The 17165-nt window shown below is 35.8% G+C and carries 18 protein-coding genes; 10 read left to right on the top strand and 8 right to left on the bottom strand.

The window, feature by feature from the left end; translation table 11 throughout:
• The first annotated feature begins 53 nt into the window (after positions 1 to 53).
• On the top strand, positions 54 to 299 hold the full coding sequence (locus tag SKM54_RS04120; RefSeq protein ID WP_154773067.1) for a hypothetical protein: 246 nt from the start codon (positions 54 to 56) through the stop codon (positions 297 to 299).
• Between the two features lie 471 nt (positions 300 to 770).
• A complete protein-coding gene (locus SKM54_RS04115) occupies positions 771 to 1316 on the top strand; it encodes a lecithin retinol acyltransferase family protein (RefSeq protein WP_321094282.1) in 546 nt (181 codons plus the stop codon).
• 58 nt (positions 1317 to 1374) lie between these two features.
• Here the strand turns inward: SKM54_RS04115 and SKM54_RS04110 are convergent, their stop codons facing one another.
• Positions 1375 to 3102: a glutamine--tRNA ligase/YqeY domain fusion protein gene (locus SKM54_RS04110; protein ID WP_321094280.1), complete on the bottom strand. Its 1728-nt coding sequence runs from the start codon at positions 3100 to 3102 to the stop codon at positions 1375 to 1377.
• Positions 3103 to 3268: 166 nt separating this feature from the next.
• Here SKM54_RS04110 and SKM54_RS04105 point away from each other — a divergent pair, with 166 nt between their 5' ends.
• The 3 genes from SKM54_RS04105 to nfsB all read left to right on the top strand — a co-directional run bounded on the left by SKM54_RS04105 (position 3269) and on the right by nfsB (position 5476).
• On the top strand, positions 3269 to 3778 hold the full coding sequence (locus SKM54_RS04105) for a peptidylprolyl isomerase (RefSeq protein WP_154773070.1): 510 nt from the start codon (positions 3269 to 3271) through the stop codon (positions 3776 to 3778).
• A 114-nt stretch (positions 3779 to 3892) separates the two neighbouring features.
• Positions 3893 to 4609 (top strand): UDP-2,3-diacylglucosamine diphosphatase, encoded by a 717-nt coding sequence (locus SKM54_RS04100; protein WP_321094278.1) that lies wholly within the window; start codon positions 3893 to 3895, stop codon positions 4607 to 4609.
• Between the two features lie 213 nt (positions 4610 to 4822).
• A complete protein-coding gene (gene nfsB / locus SKM54_RS04095) occupies positions 4823 to 5476 on the top strand; it encodes an oxygen-insensitive NAD(P)H nitroreductase (RefSeq protein WP_321094276.1) in 654 nt (217 codons plus the stop codon).
• A gap of 92 nt (positions 5477 to 5568) precedes the next feature.
• Here the strand turns inward: nfsB and SKM54_RS04090 are convergent, their stop codons facing one another.
• From SKM54_RS04090 to SKM54_RS04075, 4 genes are all read right to left on the bottom strand, one after another.
• Entirely contained in the window at positions 5569 to 6420 is an 852-nt protein-coding gene (locus tag SKM54_RS04090) for a DMT family transporter (protein ID WP_321094274.1), read from the bottom strand.
• Positions 6421 to 6519: 99 nt separating this feature from the next.
• Positions 6520 to 7557 carry a class II fructose-bisphosphate aldolase gene (gene fba / locus SKM54_RS04085; RefSeq protein WP_321094273.1) on the bottom strand — a complete coding sequence of 346 codons (1038 nt, stop codon included), beginning with the start codon at positions 7555 to 7557 and terminating at the stop codon, positions 6520 to 6522.
• Between the two features lie 146 nt (positions 7558 to 7703).
• Entirely contained in the window at positions 7704 to 7958 is a 255-nt protein-coding gene (locus SKM54_RS04080) for a hypothetical protein (RefSeq protein WP_321094272.1), read from the bottom strand.
• Positions 7959 to 8085: 127 nt separating this feature from the next.
• A complete protein-coding gene (locus SKM54_RS04075; RefSeq protein ID WP_321094270.1) occupies positions 8086 to 9273 on the bottom strand; it encodes a phosphoglycerate kinase in 1188 nt (395 codons plus the stop codon).
• Positions 9274 to 9414: 141 nt separating this feature from the next.
• On the opposite strand from SKM54_RS04075, the gene SKM54_RS04070 reads away from it, so the two are divergent.
• Positions 9415 to 9798: a DUF2237 family protein gene (locus SKM54_RS04070; protein WP_154773076.1), complete on the top strand. Its 384-nt coding sequence runs from the start codon at positions 9415 to 9417 to the stop codon at positions 9796 to 9798.
• Positions 9798 to 10391 carry a Maf family protein gene (locus tag SKM54_RS04065; RefSeq protein WP_321094267.1) on the top strand — a complete coding sequence of 198 codons (594 nt, stop codon included), beginning with the start codon at positions 9798 to 9800 and terminating at the stop codon, positions 10389 to 10391. Before SKM54_RS04070 ends, SKM54_RS04065 begins: the two co-directional genes overlap by 1 nt.
• Positions 10392 to 10590: 199 nt before the next feature.
• On the opposite strand, the gene SKM54_RS04060 is transcribed toward SKM54_RS04065, so the two are convergent.
• Positions 10591 to 11121 (bottom strand): hypothetical protein, encoded by a 531-nt coding sequence (locus SKM54_RS04060; RefSeq protein ID WP_321094265.1) that lies wholly within the window; start codon positions 11119 to 11121, stop codon positions 10591 to 10593.
• A 250-nt stretch (positions 11122 to 11371) separates the two neighbouring features.
• Here SKM54_RS04060 and SKM54_RS04055 point away from each other — a divergent pair, with 250 nt between their 5' ends.
• The 3 genes from SKM54_RS04055 to SKM54_RS04045 all read left to right on the top strand — a co-directional run bounded on the left by SKM54_RS04055 (position 11372) and on the right by SKM54_RS04045 (position 14937).
• Complete coding sequence (locus SKM54_RS04055) at positions 11372 to 12532, top strand: ribosomal protein uL16 3-hydroxylase (RefSeq protein WP_321094263.1); 1161 nt, start codon at positions 11372 to 11374, stop codon at positions 12530 to 12532.
• Positions 12533 to 12695: 163 nt separating this feature from the next.
• Positions 12696 to 14369: an FMN-binding glutamate synthase family protein gene (locus tag SKM54_RS04050; RefSeq protein ID WP_321094260.1), complete on the top strand. Its 1674-nt coding sequence runs from the start codon at positions 12696 to 12698 to the stop codon at positions 14367 to 14369.
• Between the two features lie 136 nt (positions 14370 to 14505).
• Positions 14506 to 14937, top strand: a complete 432-nt coding sequence (locus tag SKM54_RS04045) for a VOC family protein (RefSeq protein ID WP_321094258.1) — start codon at positions 14506 to 14508, stop codon at positions 14935 to 14937.
• Positions 14938 to 14996: 59 nt separating this feature from the next.
• Here the strand turns inward: SKM54_RS04045 and SKM54_RS04040 are convergent, their stop codons facing one another.
• Positions 14997 to 16040, bottom strand: coding sequence for an alpha/beta hydrolase (locus tag SKM54_RS04040; RefSeq protein ID WP_321094255.1), 1044 nt, complete (start codon positions 16038 to 16040; stop codon positions 14997 to 14999).
• The gene (locus SKM54_RS04035; RefSeq protein ID WP_321087207.1) at positions 16040 to 17164 is read right to left on the bottom strand and encodes a YdcF family protein; all 1125 of its coding nucleotides are present in this window, start codon (positions 17162 to 17164) and stop codon (positions 16040 to 16042) included. The genes SKM54_RS04040 and SKM54_RS04035 overlap by 1 nt, the downstream gene beginning before the upstream one ends.
• Between the last annotated feature and the right edge of the window lies 1 nt (position 17165).

Raw genomic sequence — 17165 nt, 5'->3', positions numbered from 1 at the left:
TATGATTTAATGACAAAGATTAAAAAATAAACACAAAAAATTTAAGGATGATTATGAATAAATTTTTCTTATTAAGTATGGGGATTACACTAGCTTCATTAACTGCATGCAGTAAAATGCCGAGCGAATGCCAAGAGTCTTGGAACAAAATGGAAAAATTTGGTAAAAAATTAGGTGTTCCAAAAGAAGAACTTCAAAAACGTAAAAAAGAATTTGAAGAAAATATTGAGCAAATGGATTCTAAAGAAGCGATAAAGCTTTGCTCTACTCAAAATTCAATTTTAGAAATGGCAAAATAATTTGTTTTAATGCTGACGGGCTGAAGTCATAAAAATTGATTTTATGATTTGTAATGACGGAATACATACCCTTTTCAGTTATCTCTACACATTGCCTATTTTTAAAAAATTGAAATCTTGTTTAGTATTTTTCATATACAAGCCTATAGATTTATAATTTGAATGATACATGCCTGCATTCATTATAAAATTAAGCTTTTACAATTGCTTAGGCTATTTATCAGAAAAATAACATCAATATTAATGAAGTATTGTGTACTCTCTAAGTTCCAAACTCTACTCAGCTTGTACAACACCAGAGAAAGTCGCTAGAATTGCGCTTATACATTATTGCAAAATCTATTTTTTATTGTGGTTTTTTGCATTTGTTTCATTATGTTTTCATCAGCCTTTGAACTATCGTAATCCGAAATCAAACACTGTAAAATATCGCATTAAAATACACTTGTAACTTTATTGGTAAATACGTCAATGCAACAGCAGAAAAAACGATTTCCATTAGGGTCTCATCTCATTGTTACCCACTTTGGCTATACCCATCATGGTATTTACGCTGGTCGTGGGCGTGTTATTCATTACTCTGGCTTTGCTCACATTTTTAAAAAGCACCCTATTGAAATTACTTCAATGGAAAAATTTAGCTTTGGCAAACCCGTAAAAGTTCAAAAATACAATCAACCTAAATATTCAGGTCGTAAAGTTGTGCGCCGTATGCGAAGTCGTATGCACGAAAATAATTACCATCTTATTATTAATAACTGTGAACATTTGTGCACATGGGCAATTACAGGCGTTGAAAGCAGCCCTCAAGTCATTAAGATGATGAACAGATTGACCACCATTGGTTATGTAAGCTCTGTAATGAGCTATATGAACAGTATGATGCTTACAGTGACAACAACGTGCTTTGCAATCGTTCTATACATTAAGAAGAAACTCCGTGAAAAAGCCAAAGCTCAGAAAGCACAGCTTGTTGCCTATTTTCAGCTCAATGAGCAAGATCACAAAAACCACTAATATGTAAATTACACTCAATAAAAAACCGCCTTGAAGGCGGTTTTTTATTTGAACTGAACTATTTTGCAGGTTTAAAACTATCTTTTAAATCTAAGATGCGGTTAAACACAGGCTTTTCAGTTGTATGATCATGTTGATCTGCCACAAAGTAACCTTCACGTTCAAATTGGAAACGATCTTCTGGTTTAGCTTGTGCCAAAGCAGGCTCAATAACAGCTTGAACTACTTTTAAAGATTCAGGATTCAAGTTATCAAGGAAGTCTTCACCCACTTCAGGATCAGATTCTGTAAATAAACGATCGTAAATACGAACTTCTGCAGGAATACCTTTAGTCGCTGAAACCCAATGCACAACACCTTTCACCTTACGACCTTCAGGGTTTTTACCTAAAGTTTCAGGGTCAATTGAACATTTAAGTTCTACAATTTCACCATTTTCATCTTTAATTACTTCATCGCACTTAATCACATAAGCATGGCGCAGACGAACTTCACCATCTGTTGTTAAGCGTTTAAAGCCTTTTGGTGGCACTTCTTCAAAGTCTTTACGATCAATGTAAATTTCAGATGTTAAAGGAATTACACGTTCGCCCATATCTACGTTTGGATGACGTGAATGAACTAAATCCATTGCTTCTGGCAAATTGGTTAAAGTCACTTTAAGTGGATTTAACACAGCCATACCGCGAGCAGCCGTATTTTCTAAAGATTGACGAATACAGTATTCAAGCATTGCAACATCAACAATACTGCCATCAACTTTCGTTACACCAACGCGCTTACAGAAATCACGCAAGCCTTCTGGCGTGAAACCACGACGACGCATACCAACTACTGTAGGCATACGTGGATCATCCCAACCATTAACAAAACCGCCATCTACTAAACGACGTAACTTACGTTTAGAGGTAATGGTGTAATCAACATTTAAACGGCTAGATTCGTACTGACGTGGAACCGATGGAGATTGAACTTTTTCAACAACCCAATCATAGAATGGACGATGATCTACAAACTCTAATGTACAAAGTGAGTGCGTAATGCCTTCAATTGCATCTGATAAAGGATGCGCATAGTCGTACATTGGGTACATTTTCCACTTATCACCTGTTTGGTGATGTTCAGAATGCAGAACGCGGTACAAAATCGGGTCACGCATATGAATGTTAGGCGCTGACATGTCAATTTTGGCACGTAAAACAGCTTGTCCTTCGCCCAATTCACCATTACGCATTTGTTCAAAGCGTGCTAGGTTTTCTTCAACAGTCGCATCACGTTGCGGAGAGTTTTTACCTAACTCTTGGAAATTACCACGGTTTAAGCGAATTTCTTCAGGTGACTGTAAATCTACGTATGCATCGCCTTGCTTAATCAGTTGAACTGCCCATGTATAAAGCTGGTCGAAGTAGCTCGATGCATAACGCGGTGCGCCATTCCATTCAAAGCCTAACCATTTCACATCGTTTGCAATACCATCAACATATTCTTGTTCTTCGGCATCTGGGTTTGTATCATCAAAACGAAGATTACATAAACCATCAAATTCTTGTGCAATACCAAAGTTTAAGCAAATTGCTTTCACATGACCAATATGCAAGTAACCATTTGGTTCTGGCGGGAAACGTGTTACAACTTGTTGTGTACGGCCAGCTTCTAAATCGTCTGTAATGACTTGACGTACAAAGTCCAAGCCTGGCTGTTGTTCTTGCTGCACAGCTTCGACAGAGGCATTGTTACTTGGTGTCGGATTGTTCGGCAGAGATGAAACAACATCATTTGGCTTCATAGTAGTAAAATCACTTTTAAAATAAAAATTTGGATAATTAAAACGCTTTTCTGTATTTTTAACAAAGAAAATAACGTTTTTACTTGCCTTGTAGTTTACAGTTTGCTTATGCTTCTCACAACCAAAAAACCCATGGCTTTCATGTCCATGTAAAGGAGATTACACAATGAGTTTTCCTCAAGTTGAATTAAACACCAATAAAGGCCGTATTGTTCTTGAGCTTAACGCAGAAAAAGCACCTATCACAGTTGCTAACTTTTTAGAATATGTTCGTGACGGTTTCTATGATGGCGTAATTTTCCACCGTGTAATTGATGGTTTCATGATCCAAGGCGGCGGCATGGATGAAAACTTCAAAGAAAAAGCAACACGTGATGCAATCGAAAACGAAGCAGACAACGGCTTAACAAACGATTTGGGCACAATTGCAATGGCGCGTACACAAGCTCCTCATTCTGCATCTGCTCAATTCTTCATTAACGTTGGCAACAACGCATTCCTTAACCATTCAGGCAAAACAGCTCAAGGTTGGGGTTATGCAGTATTTGGTAAAGTAACTGAAGGTCTAGACGTTGTAAATGCAATTAAAGGCGTTCGTACTGGCAACCGTGGTTACCACGCTGACGTTCCTTTAGAAAACGTTGTAATTGAATCTGCTAAAATCATTTCTGAATAATTTAGAATCCTCCCTAACCCTCCTTTAATAAAGGAGGGAATTTCCACTCGCGTTATGTGGTTTTCTCCTCCCTTTTGAAAAGGGAGGTCGGGAGGGATTAAAAGGAAAAGATTCGTGACCTATTTGTTTATCTCAGATTTACATTTGTCACCCGATCACCCTCTACTTGTTAGAGGGTTTTTGGATTTGTTAAAAGAATATCAAAATAAAGGAACGCATCTTTATATTCTTGGAGATTGGTTTAACGCATGGATTGGCGATGATTACAGCGCACCATGGTTAGATGAAATTGTTTTAGCCTTACAACAATTTAACACTGCAGGAAATGAAGTCTACTTCCAATTTGGAAATAGAGATTTTGCTTTAGGTCAAAAGTTTTTAAATCAATTTAATGGTCATTTATTAAAAGATGTCGATTATTTAGAAATTTCCAATGTAAAAATTCGTTTAGAACATGGCGACTTACTTTGCACAGATGATGTTTCTTATCAAAAATTTCGTAAAGTGATTCGCAATCCATTAATTCTAGGACTTCTCAAAAGTACACCTTTGCGCTTTAGACAAAAATTAGCAAATGGTTTTCGTAAAAAAAGTGCCGAAACAAAGCAAACCAAGTCTTATGACATTATGGATGTAAATCAACATGCTGTAGATGATGCTTTAGCGCATGTAGATATGTTAATTCATGGTCATACACACCGCCCCAAAATTCATAATGTGAATGGTAAAAAGCGTATTGTTTTAGGTGATTGGCGCGAACATGAAGCTCAAATATTAGAAATTGATGAAAACAATATAAAAGATTTTCAGCTTAAAACTTGGAATTATTAACTTACTATTTAGATGAAAATTACTTTTTCATAATTACAATATTGTCACGCTGACAATAAACAACAGAAAAATATGTGCAACTCTAAAATGTATGCAATATTTTATAACTAAAACAATTAAATACTTATAAAATCACCTTTAATAGATCAACAATTACCTTTAACATTAAAAAATATATACTAAATTAATCAGCAATTTTCTTGGAGCTAAACGATGGACTTGTTAAACGTTTCAAAAACTCGATATACCACCAAAGCATACGATTCAAGTAAAAAAATTCCGCAAGAACAATTTGAACGTTTACTTGAAATTTTACGTTTAGCCCCATCTTCTATTAATATTCAACCTTGGCATTATTTTATTGCAGACAACATCACTGCAAAAGAACGTATAGCTAAGGCACTTGTTGGAAAATATGCGTATAACGCACCAAAAGTACTAGAATCTTCACACACTATTTTATTCTGTACCAAAGCAGATATTACAGAAGAACATCTAAGCAACTTATTAAATCGTGATGATTTAAGTGGTCGCTTTAAAGATGATGCTGCAAAACAAGCTCAAAATAATGCTCGCACAGGTTATGTAGATTATTACCGCAATGAAAAAGGTGACGTTCAACGCTGGGCAGAAAATCAAACCTTTATTGCACTTGGGCAAATGCTACTTGCAGCAGGCATTGAAAATCTAGATGCCACACCTATTGGCGGATTCGATGAACAAATTATTTCAGAAGAATTAGGATTGGCAGAAAAAGGACTAATCCCTTCTGTAATTATGACTTTGGGCTTTCGTAGTGAACAAGATTTCAATGCAAAATTACCAAAATCACGTTTAACCGCAGAAGAAATTTTCACAAAACTTTAAGTACATTCAAAAATAGGGACTCAACGTCCCTATTTTTTTCTATAAATATTGATAGATTTTTATATTAAATTTTCTATATAACATCATAAACTTTAAAGCATTGAATAAGCCAAACAAGCAACACTTATAATTGCTAAAACCAAACCAATCGCCGAAGCTGTTTTCAATCTTTCTTTAAAGAAAACTAAACCGCTTAAAACACCAAATACAACAACTAATATATTCATGCCTGCGAAAACCACAGCAGGACTATCTTTTAACAACATATGGGCTTTTACATACAGTGCAATATTGGCGAAATTTAATAAACCTAGTACAGCACCCGCGCCTATATTTTTAAGCTGACCAATGTTGTTATATTTAATATAAATAAAACTTAAAGATAAAATAAACGCACAAATAAACATTAGGTTTAAAGCAACTGAAAACTGCAAACCTAAACCCGTTGTGTATTTTAATAATACATCGATTAAGGCATAACCTACCCAAACCAAAGCCAAATACACAATGCCTTGATTGCTACCACCACCTTTCGATTTATTTGATAATAAAATGAGTAATACAGCGAATATTCCTAAAATTATTCCTGCAATTTTTAAGTCATTAAATTGCTCATTAAATATAACGTATGCAGCTAATAGCGATAAAACTACAGATAAACGTTGAGCAATTTCAGTTTTTAGAATACCTGCTGTTTGTAAAGACTTAGACAAAAATAGGAACACACTTGGTAAAAGCACACCCAAAGCAATAATCAGTAACCACGGTGTATGTATAATCGAAATATGTTGTAAATCTGGCTTAAACCATACAAAGCATAAAATACTCGCAATTGCATAATTCCAAGTAATCATTTGAATAGGTTCCAATCCCCTATTTTTCATCATTTTTAGAAAAATTGAGACGAAAACGCTACATAAGGCAGCAGCAAGTATTAATTCCATATATTCATCTACTTATGTTTTTGTTTATAGAATTCTTTTTGTTAAATAAAAGCCCACAAATCGTGGGCTTTTATTTTTTATAAACGATTACTTTCGCAATTATTTATAACGATCAACCATTTTCTCTAAAGAAATTGGACGAATCTTGTCGGCATTGCCCGCAGTACCAAACGCTTCATAACGTGCGATACAAATATCTTTCATTGCATCAACAGTTGCAGAGAAGAATTTACGTGGGTCAAATTCGCTTGGTTTTTCAGCCATCATACGGCGCATAGCACCTGTAGACGCTAAACGTAAATCTGTATCAATGTTGATTTTACGAACACCGTGTTTGATTGCGTCAACCAATTGCTCAACAGGAACACCATAAGTTTCTTTAATGTCGCCGCCAAATTCATTGATTACAGCTAACCATTCTTGAGGAACAGAGCTTGAACCGTGCATTACAAGATGCGTATTTGGTAACGCAGCATGAATTTCTTTAATACGGTCAATTGCTAAGATATCACCTGTAGGTGGACGAGTGAACTTGTAAGCACCATGTGAAGTACCAACAGCAATCGCCAAAGCATCTACATTTGTATCTGCAACAAAGCTACGTGCTTCTTCAACAGAAGTAAGAAGTTGAGAATGATCTAAAACGCCTTCAGCGCCTACGCCATCTTCTTCACCAGCCAAACCAGTTTCAAGGCTACCTAAGCAACCAATTTCACCTTCAACTGAAACACCACAAGCATGCGCCATTTGAACCGTACGACGTGTAACGTCTACGTTATATTCATAAGATGTTGGTGTTTTACCATCTGCACCCAAAGAACCATCCATCATTACAGATGAGAAGCCCAATTGGATAGAACGCTGACATACATCAGGGTCTGTACCATGATCTTGGTGCATAACCACTGGAATATGCGGCCATTCTTCAATTGCAGCCAAAATTAGGTGACGTAAAAATGGTGCGCCTGCATACTTACGAGCGCCCGCAGATGCTTGTACGATAACAGGTGAATTAGTTGCATCAGCAGCTAACATAATTGCACGCATTTGTTCTAAGTTGTTTACGTTAAATGCTGGTACGCCGTAAGCATGTTCGCCGGCGTGATCCAAGAGCTGGCGCAATGAAATAAGAGCCATAATATCCTCCCAGGTAATGTCCCATATTCTACATTGGGATCTGTTTCAATTCAGCAACAATTCGTATCTTTTAAAAAAAAAGTCCTCATATCTTGAGGACTTTTACAAAAATAACGCTAAGTTAAGCTTTTTAGCCCAATTTAACCTTAGTTTTCTTCATGAGCTGTTGCAGCATCGGCAGGTGCATTTGCAATTTCAGCAGGTACATCTGTATTTTTCTCATCTAATACAGGTTGATCAATTGCATCAATTTCTGCTTGTTGTTCTGGTGTTACTTGAGCCGAATCTTCCACTACAGCAGATGCATCAGTTTCAGTTGCTGGTGCTTGTTCTGGCTTTGAACATGCAGTTAAAGTTAAAGATGTTGCCAATAATGCAGCCAATGCTAATTGTTGTTTCATTTCATGTACCTTTCGAATGATTTAATTCATTGAAGGCATAATATGACAGTGATGTTTCAATTTTATGACGATTTCATAAACAAAAAAGGTTGACCGAAGCCAACCTTTTTTCACTTTAAGCGAACGATTAACCGCGTTCTAAAAGTGCTGCTACAGCAGGAAGTGTTTTGCCTTCTACAAATTCAAGGAATGCACCACCACCTGTAGAGATATAACCAATTTTTTCAGCAACTTCGTATTTATCAATTGCAGCTAAAGTATCGCCACCACCAGCAATAGAGAAACCTGCTGATTCTGCAATTGCAAGAGAAAGTGCTTTTGTACCTTCGCCAAATTGATCAACTTCAAATACACCTACTGGACCATTCCAAAGAATTGTTTTTGAGTTTTTAATAACTTCTGCAAAAGCTTTTGCTGTTTCAGGACCAACATCAAGAATCATGTCGTTGTCTGCTACATCTTCAACTTTTTTCACAACTGCTTTAGCCGCAGCCAATGAACCTAAGAAATCTGCAAAATCAATTTCAGATGCATCTGCAACAACAACGTCTGTAGGAAGTGGTACAGATACTTTTGCAGCAATTGCTTTAGCTGTGTCAATTAAGTCATTTTCGCAAAGTGATTTACCCACATTAAAGCCAGCAGCAGCTAAGAATGTATTCGCAATACCACCACCAACAATAATTTGATCACAAATATCTGAAAGTGAAGTTAAAACATCTAACTTAGTTGAAACTTTAGAACCTGCAACAATCGCAACCATTGGTTTTTCAGGTGTTTTAAGTGCGCGACCTAAAGCATCTAATTCTGCTGCAAGTAAAGGACCTGCTGCTGCAACTTTTGCAAAACGCGCTACGCCTTCAGTTGAAGCTTCTGCACGGTGTGCTGTACCAAATGCATCCATTACATATACATCGCAAAGTGCTGCATATTTTTGTGCAAGTTCAGGATTGTTTTTCTTTTCACCTACGTTGAAACGGCAGTTTTCAAGTAGAACAACTTGACCTGCTTCAACTTCTACGCCATCTAGGTAATCTGTGAAAAGTTTAACTTCTTGACCAAGCGCTTCTGTTAAATAAGCCGCTACAGGCGCAAGAGATTGTTCAGCTTTTGGCTCACCTTCAACAGGACGACCAAGGTGAGAATAAACCATTACTGCTGCGCCTTTCGCTACGGCAGCTTTAATTGTTGGTAATGCTGCGCGTAAACGTGCATCACTTGTAATCACACCATTTTTAACAGGTACGTTTAAATCTTCACGAATTAAAACACGCTTGCCTGCTAAATCAAGGTCAGTCATACGCTGAAAGTTCATGTATAGCTCACTGTATAGATATTAAATTCGCCAAGATTTTAAATGATTATGCAAAAAAATGCTCCGCTTCTTTTGCATAAATGATGTAGAAATCTTAACTTTTGATTATGATAGTGCTAGGTCACTACTAAATACGTACTTATGTCTATTCATCCAGACCCAAATATCAACCGTTTAAACGTACTTGGCGAACCACTTTCGAGTTGTTGCTTCGACCCTATTACAGGATATTTCCGTAATGGTTTTTGTCATACAGCCACCACAGACTTAGGGCAACACACCGTTTGTGCGCAAATGACATCTGAGTTTTTAAATTATTCTCAAAAAGTAGGGAATGATTTAATTACTCCTTTTCCTGAAGCTGGTTTTCCAGGCTTAAAACCGGGTGACTTTTGGTGTATTTGTGTGACTCGTTGGGTCGATGCCTACCAAGATGGTTACGCACCTCCTATTAAAATTCAAGCATGCCACCAAGCGGCGCTGTCATATGTTCCGCTTGATGTTCTTATGGATTACGCAGTGTAATGAACAATATGCAACTTATTTTGGCATCTAGCAGCCAAACTCGTAAAGAATTGATGGATCGTTTACGCATTGACTATCAATCTATTGTTCCCGATATTGACGAATCTCCACGTGGTGAAAACCATGCCGATGATTTAGCCAAACGACTTGCTTTTGAAAAGGCAAAATTTATTTCAGATCAACATCCCAATGCAATTGTTATTGGATCCGATCAGGTTGCTTGGCGTGAAGGCGCTCCCGATATTTTTATGGGTAAACCTTTAACTAATGAAAAAGCAATTAAGCAACTTCAAGCAAACTCGGACAAAATTGTTTATTTCAGTACTGCTTTAAGTGTTCAACATAAAGCTTCTGGGTTTGAAAGAACTTTAGTTGAGCATTACAAAGTGAAGTTCCGTAAGCTAAATTTAGAAGAAATTGAGCGCTATGTAGAAATTGAACAACCTTTACATTGTGCGGGAAGTTTTAAATGTGAAAGCCTTGGTATAAGCCTTTTTGAAGAAATGATTGGACAAGATCAAACCACTTTAATGGGCATGCCAATGATTAAACTTTGTAGCATTTTAAGAGAGTTAAAAATTTTAGTACCTTGATTTCCTACTCTTTCATAAAAAACCGAGTTCAATGACTCGGTTTTTTAATTAATGTCCGTTGATCGTCAAATTACAATCAATCTGACACCCTGATTTTCAACTAAAATAATTTAATATACTGAAATTTAAAAATAAATTTTTCCATATAACGTGTATTATGTTAATTTTAGTTTTCCTTAATACGACAAAAATATCTACTTCATTTCACTAGAATTTCTTTTGCTAAAAGTTCTTCTTTCGTTACACCAAAATATCTTATTTCTAACCTAGGTCTGCCTAACATCTTTAAAAGATTTTTTTCATCATTTATATTTTTTATAGCTTTGCTTACACAAGCAATTACATCATTAGTTTTAGAAATGGCTTCTTTTTCAGATACTTGATCACTTACTTTTCGAGATATTAAGTCATCAAAATATATCCTATATTCTTCACAAACTAGATAAAAATAAGGGTCTAATCTATCTAAATCATATTCAGATTCAAAGGGTTTACGATCTAATAAATCTTTTTCAGGATAAATAATCAATTGTCCTGCATCGAACCAAAAATCCACAGAAAAATTATCAAACTCAATTTCATTTAAATCATTACTAAAATATTGAAAATACTGTAATAAAAGATTTTCTATATCCTCTATAAATGCTTTATTCTTAATATCAAATATTAAAGATTCATTAGAAATAGCTTTGATACAATCTTCTTGAATATCTAACCCCTTTAAAGTCATTTTTACTCCATTTAAATTTTTAGGTTTTGGTGCATTAATAATTTTGATTAACTTAACATAATGGCTGTTATACGAAATGAAATTTTGAACTCAAAAGTAGAAAGATTCAATTTCCTAAAAAACAGCCATATTTAGTTGTCTGTCCTTTTATATCAATTATGAAAAATAAAATACAAGCATTTAGACCTATTAACTTGCACCAAAACTCGTCACAAGGGACAATATACAAAATTTATCTGTAGTTATTTTTATGTCCCAAACTCTTGATGTTTTAGGCGGTATTACCGCAGAACAATTCCTTGCCGAATATTGGCAAAAAAAACCTCTCCTTGTTCGTAATGCAATGCCTGAAATTGCTAATATTTTAGAACCAAATGATGTAATGGAACTTGCTTTAGACGAGAACATTACAGCACGTTTAATTAAGCAAAAAGACCGCGATCCAAATCAATGGTCTGTGAAATCTTCACCTTTATTAAAAGCAGATTTCCAGAAAATGCCAAAGCTTTGGACTTTATTGGTTCAAGCGGTAGATCACTATTCATTTGACCTTGCAGAACTTTGGAAGAAATTTTCATTTATTCCACAATGGCGCCGTGACGACATTATGGTGTCTTATGCACCTAAAGGTGGCTCTGTTGGTAAACATTTCGACTTCTATGATGTGTTCTTAGTTCAAGGTTACGGACATCGTCGTTGGCAGCTTGGGCAAATGTGCAATGCTGAAACAGACTTTGTTGCAGGACAACCGCTTAAATTATTAGCCGACATGGATATTCATTTTGATGAAGTTCTCGCACCAGGCGATTTACTTTATGTTCCACCTGGTTTGTCGCACTATGGCGTAGCTGAAGATGATTGCCTCACCTTCTCTTTTGGCTTCCGCATGCCAAATGTCAGCGACATGATGGATCGTGTAGGCGACAAATTCTCTGAAAATGAAGTTCTGCGTAATCCACTTGTTGATATTATTCGTGACCAAATGAGCGCTGTTGGCGAAGTTACGAATAACGAGTTGGAATATTTGAAAGAAAAAATTATGGAGCAACTTCAAAACTCAAATGTACTTGAAGATGCAATCATGACGTTAATGTCTGAGCCTAAATATCCTGAAAATATTCCTGAAGCAGAAGAAATTGGTTCAGGCGACTTAGAAGAAGCGCTAGAAGAAGGTTATAAACTTTGTTTAGAGCCATCATCTCGCTTGCTTTATACAGAACAAGATGGCGACGTTCTATTCTGGGCAAATGGTGAAGGTATCTGCATTTCAGATGTATTTACACCAATTTTAAAACAATTGGCAGATGGTCAAATTATTAATCTTGATGAAAAGCTTTACGATGCAGAGATTCTAGAAGACATCGCACAACTGCTCAATGAATCGATATTAATATTGGTTCCTGTCGAATAAAAATACAATCAGGTCTGATGTGTTTTGCGCATTAGACCTGATTAATTCATCAAATTTCAACCAGATAACTTATTACATATACCTGCAAATAGACAAATCAACACTTGAAAATTATTTCTAAAAGTTGCAGTGTTAGCACATATTTAATTTTTTGGGTTAAAAAGTGTCCAGCATATCTCAAAGCGTAAGACATAAATTTTTAAATACATTTTTTTCAAGATACTCTGTTTGGTTTCTTAGCATTATTATTGCTGTTTCCCTCACATGGTTAAGAGTTTTCTCTGAAGTTCACTATTTACATTATTTCCTTTCAGATACCGTTATTAATAGCATTTGGTTAACAACTCTTGCGCTTAGTATTTTAGGTATTTATGACATCTTACAAAAACGTCATGCAATTTTAAAAAATTACCCAATTATGGGGCATTTCCGTTATTTATTTGAAGATTTTCGTCCAGAAATTCGTCAATATTTCATTGAATCAGATCAAGATGCTTTGCCGTTTTCACGCATGCAACGTAGCTTAGTTTATCAGCGCTCAAAAAATGAAAATGCAGATAAACCTTTTGGTTCAATCATCAATGTATATCAGCAAGATTACCGCTTTATCATGCATTCGATGTCGCCTTGTAAACCTGCCGACCCATCTACTTTCCGCATTAATATTGGTAATGAGCAATGTTCGCAACCTTATAGCTCATCTATTATGAATATTTCTGCAATGAGTTTTGGTAGCTTGAGTGCCAATGCTATTCGTGCATTAAACAAAGGCGCAAAGCTTGGTAATTTCTATCATGACACAGGCGAAGGTAGTATTAGCCCTTATCACTTAGAAAATAATGGCGATATTGTTTGGGAACTAGGCAGTGGTTACTTTGGTTGCCGTACTTTAGATGGTCAGTTCTCACCTGAAATGTTTGCCAAACAAGCACAATTACCACAAGTAAAAATGATTGAGATTAAACTTTCTCAAGGTGCAAAACCGGGTCATGGTGGTATTTTACCTAAAGACAAAATTTCAGAAGAAATTGCTCAAATTCGTGGCATTAGCCGTGATCGTGATTGTATTTCTCCTTCAACACACTCAGCATTTTCCAATCCAATTGAATTAATGCAATTTATTCAGCAATTACGTGAATTATCAAATGGTAAACCAGTTGGCTTTAAGCTGTGTATTGGTCAACCTTGGCAATTCATGGCAATTGTAAAAGCCATGCTTGAAACCAAAATCATGCCTGACTTTATTGTTGTAGATGGCTCTGAAGGTGGTACAGGTGCAGCGCCTATCGAACTTATTGACAATATGGGTGTTCCATTACGTGAAGGTTTACGTATTGTGCACAACACCTTAGTTGGCGCAGGTTTAAGAAAGCATATTAAAGTTGGTGCAAGTGGTAAGCTTATTAGTGCATTCGACATTGCAAGTACTCTTGCAATTGGTGCCGATTGGGTGAACTCAGCACGTGGATTTATGTTTGCTGTTGGATGTATTCAGGCTCAAAGTTGTCATACCAACCAATGTCCTGTTGGTGTTGCAACACAAGATAAAGAACGCCAAAAAGCAATTCATGTTCCAACCAAAGCAGAACGTGTTCATAATTTCCACAAAAATACCATGCATGCTTTAGCGGAATTGCTTGCTTCAGCAGGTTTAGAACACCCTTCCGACATCAAAGCGCATCATTTAGCACAACGTGTCAATGACCGTGAAATAAACAACTATGCACAACTTCACTTTTGGTTAAAAGAAGGCGAACTTCTCAATTGTGACCAAAATATGGATTCAGATAATTTCTATTATCGTATGTGGAAAGTTGCAGATGTGAATAAGTTTTAAAACTAAACGATTCAAATCAAAGAGGCTTCGGCCTCTTTTTTATTATGTTGTATTAAGTAACGATATAACTTTCACTCTTAGTTATCGCCTAATATCTAACTTAATCAAAATTATTTCTTGATTGGGGAGATATAAGTTGAATCGAATAAATCTAATCTGTTTGGGCGTAAAAGATATTAAAGCCTCTTTGGATTTTTATAAAAATATTGGTTTTAAAACCTATGAAACTCAAGCAAATCCTACAATAGTATTCTTTGATAATCAGGGTTCGAAGCTTGAACTCTACCCAATAGAGCAACTCGCTAAAGATATCAATGCTGAAAATCCACCAATTATAAATCAAGGATTTAGCGGTATTACTTTTGCTTGCAACACAAAATCAGAAAATGAAGTCGATGTCATTTTACATAAAGTTGAAATGCACGGTGGAACCATCATTAAACCTGCTCAAAAAGCTTTTTGGGGTGGTTATAGCGGGTATTTCCAAGACTTAGATGGTTATTATTGGGAAGTCGCATACTCAGCAGATTGGAAATTTGATGATCATAATATGTTAATTATTGAGTAATTATTCAAAACATAAAAAAGCTCAAGCATTTTCAACTTAAGCTTTTTTAGGGAATTTATTTAATAATAAACTTTACTTTGCTGGGCATGTAAAAATGCAGGAATTAAGCCTGTTAATGCAGCACGAATATCCGCACGTTCATTAATTAACTGATGCGAACCTTCTTCAAGCATCAGCGTCGTTTGTAATCTAAACTTCTTACGAATGAAATCAACATTGTATTTCCAATCGACTGTTTGATCTTGAGCACCTTGCGCCAACCAAACAGGAATACGACAAGACGGTCTTTGCTCCATTTCATGCATCCATTTTGACATGGCCAAAATCCAATCCATCCCCATCATTTTAGGTTGTAGTGGATCTTTTAAACGAATAAATCTTAAAAACTCAGGATTATGATTATTTCGACGGAAATGGCGTGGCACTTGTTTTTTAATACGACGAATAATGCCTAAACCCACTGCATTGTGCCACCAAGCAGATTTTGCGGGTCGAACTAAAGGTGAAAGTAACAAAACACGATCGACATAAGGATTTACACGACGCTCTGCAAACTCAAGTAAATGATGCATTAAAATTGCACCACCTGTACTTTGTCCAATGCCTAGCCACGGTTTTGGTAATTGATCTGCTGTTTTTACATATTGATAAACTGCATGTAAAACGTCTTGATAATGGTCGAAATCTTTAATATTTGCAGGTGAACCATCACTCAAGCCATGACCAGGCAAGTCAAATGTAATGACACTAAAACCCTGTTCAAGTAATTCTTTAATAATTGGCTGATAAATTCCGCTATGTTCCAAATAGCCATGTAGTAAAAATACAGTGCCTTGAATAGCTTTAAATTGTGAATTGTCTAAATTTGGCTGAAAAACCTGCACATGTAATTTAAACAAAAGCATAGATACATAGCCTTGCCAATGTTCACAATCTAATAAATGAAAACCATATAATTTTCGATATGCTTGTAATTCTGAATTTGGCGAAAATTTACGATTTAAGTTTAAAGCTTCAAGTTGCAGTGGCGTTTTTTCTCTACTTGGTATAGGTAAATCTAATAATTTTAATTGGTTAGGATTCAAAAATGGAATATCAGGCATTATGGAATCTCTCTACAATCACTTGATCCCAAGAACACATCTCGAATAGATGCAAGCATTTCATAATTTGCTCTACGGCTATGATCATAATTTTTAGCACTAGGACGCCAGTTTGTAAGTTGCGTTGGCATTGGAGCTTCTACTGGAATCGTTTCAATTCCATTTAAAGCAAATAAACGACGTGTACGTGGCATGTGATATTCATCTGTCACTAAAATCACTGTTGGCGCACCGCCTTTTTTTTGTAATAGCAAAGAGCTAAACCGTGTATTTTCACAAGTATTCATACTTCTATCTTCTAATAATTTTGCATCAACACCACGTTCTTTAAGCCATGCTTGCATATAAGGTGCTTCTACACCGCTTAAAACAATTGGAAGTTGATATTTTTTTTCTATTTCTAAGGTTTTTTCTAATCTTAATTTGGTGTAATTATTTACCACAATAGTCTTCGAATCTTTGTCTAAAGTCAAACCACCACCTAAAACAACGATGGCATAAGGTTTCATTTTTTGCACATTACTTGGAGTGATGCCTTGATCTTGAATTTGTTGAACATCTTCTAGCGTTTGTAAGTTAATTTCTTCTTTTATAGGCTCGACAATTTCATGCTTGAGTAAAAATTCTGTGTATTTTTCCATGGCTGCTTTATTTTCAGAATTATTTAATTCAAGTAATTCACGAACCGCTTGTGTTGATTCTGCTTGAGATTCAGAGCTCGATGTTACATCTAACAAAGGAATTGAAGACTTCGCAGGTTCATCTTTTTCTTGCTCTTCTTGTTCATTAATAATAGAGATTTGTAAAATCTTATACCGAGCTTGAATCGTACTTAAATCAGATTCTGAACCTTTTTTCAATTCAGTTTCCATCACTTTCAAATAAGCTTGTCGCGCAATCCAAAGCTCAGAACCCGGCTCCAAAGTATCATTTTCACTTAAAGATGCCATTTTTTGACTTTCGGCAGCCAATTCATTGACTTCAACAGGTACAAAAGTGTTTAAAGCTTTAACCACTAATTTTGAATAATATGGCGAATAAACAAAAAGCATCAGGCAGCCTAAAAGTACAAATAACAAAGAAGCTATTTGTACTAATTTCACCATTAAATGCTTTTTAGCCATT

The sequence above is a fragment of the Acinetobacter faecalis genome (genome assembly GCF_034187745.1).
GTDB classification, from domain to species: domain Bacteria; phylum Pseudomonadota; class Gammaproteobacteria; order Pseudomonadales; family Moraxellaceae; genus Acinetobacter; species Acinetobacter faecalis.
Note: the sequence above shows the minus strand (reverse complement) of the source record. Positions and strands in the feature narration are given on the sequence as shown.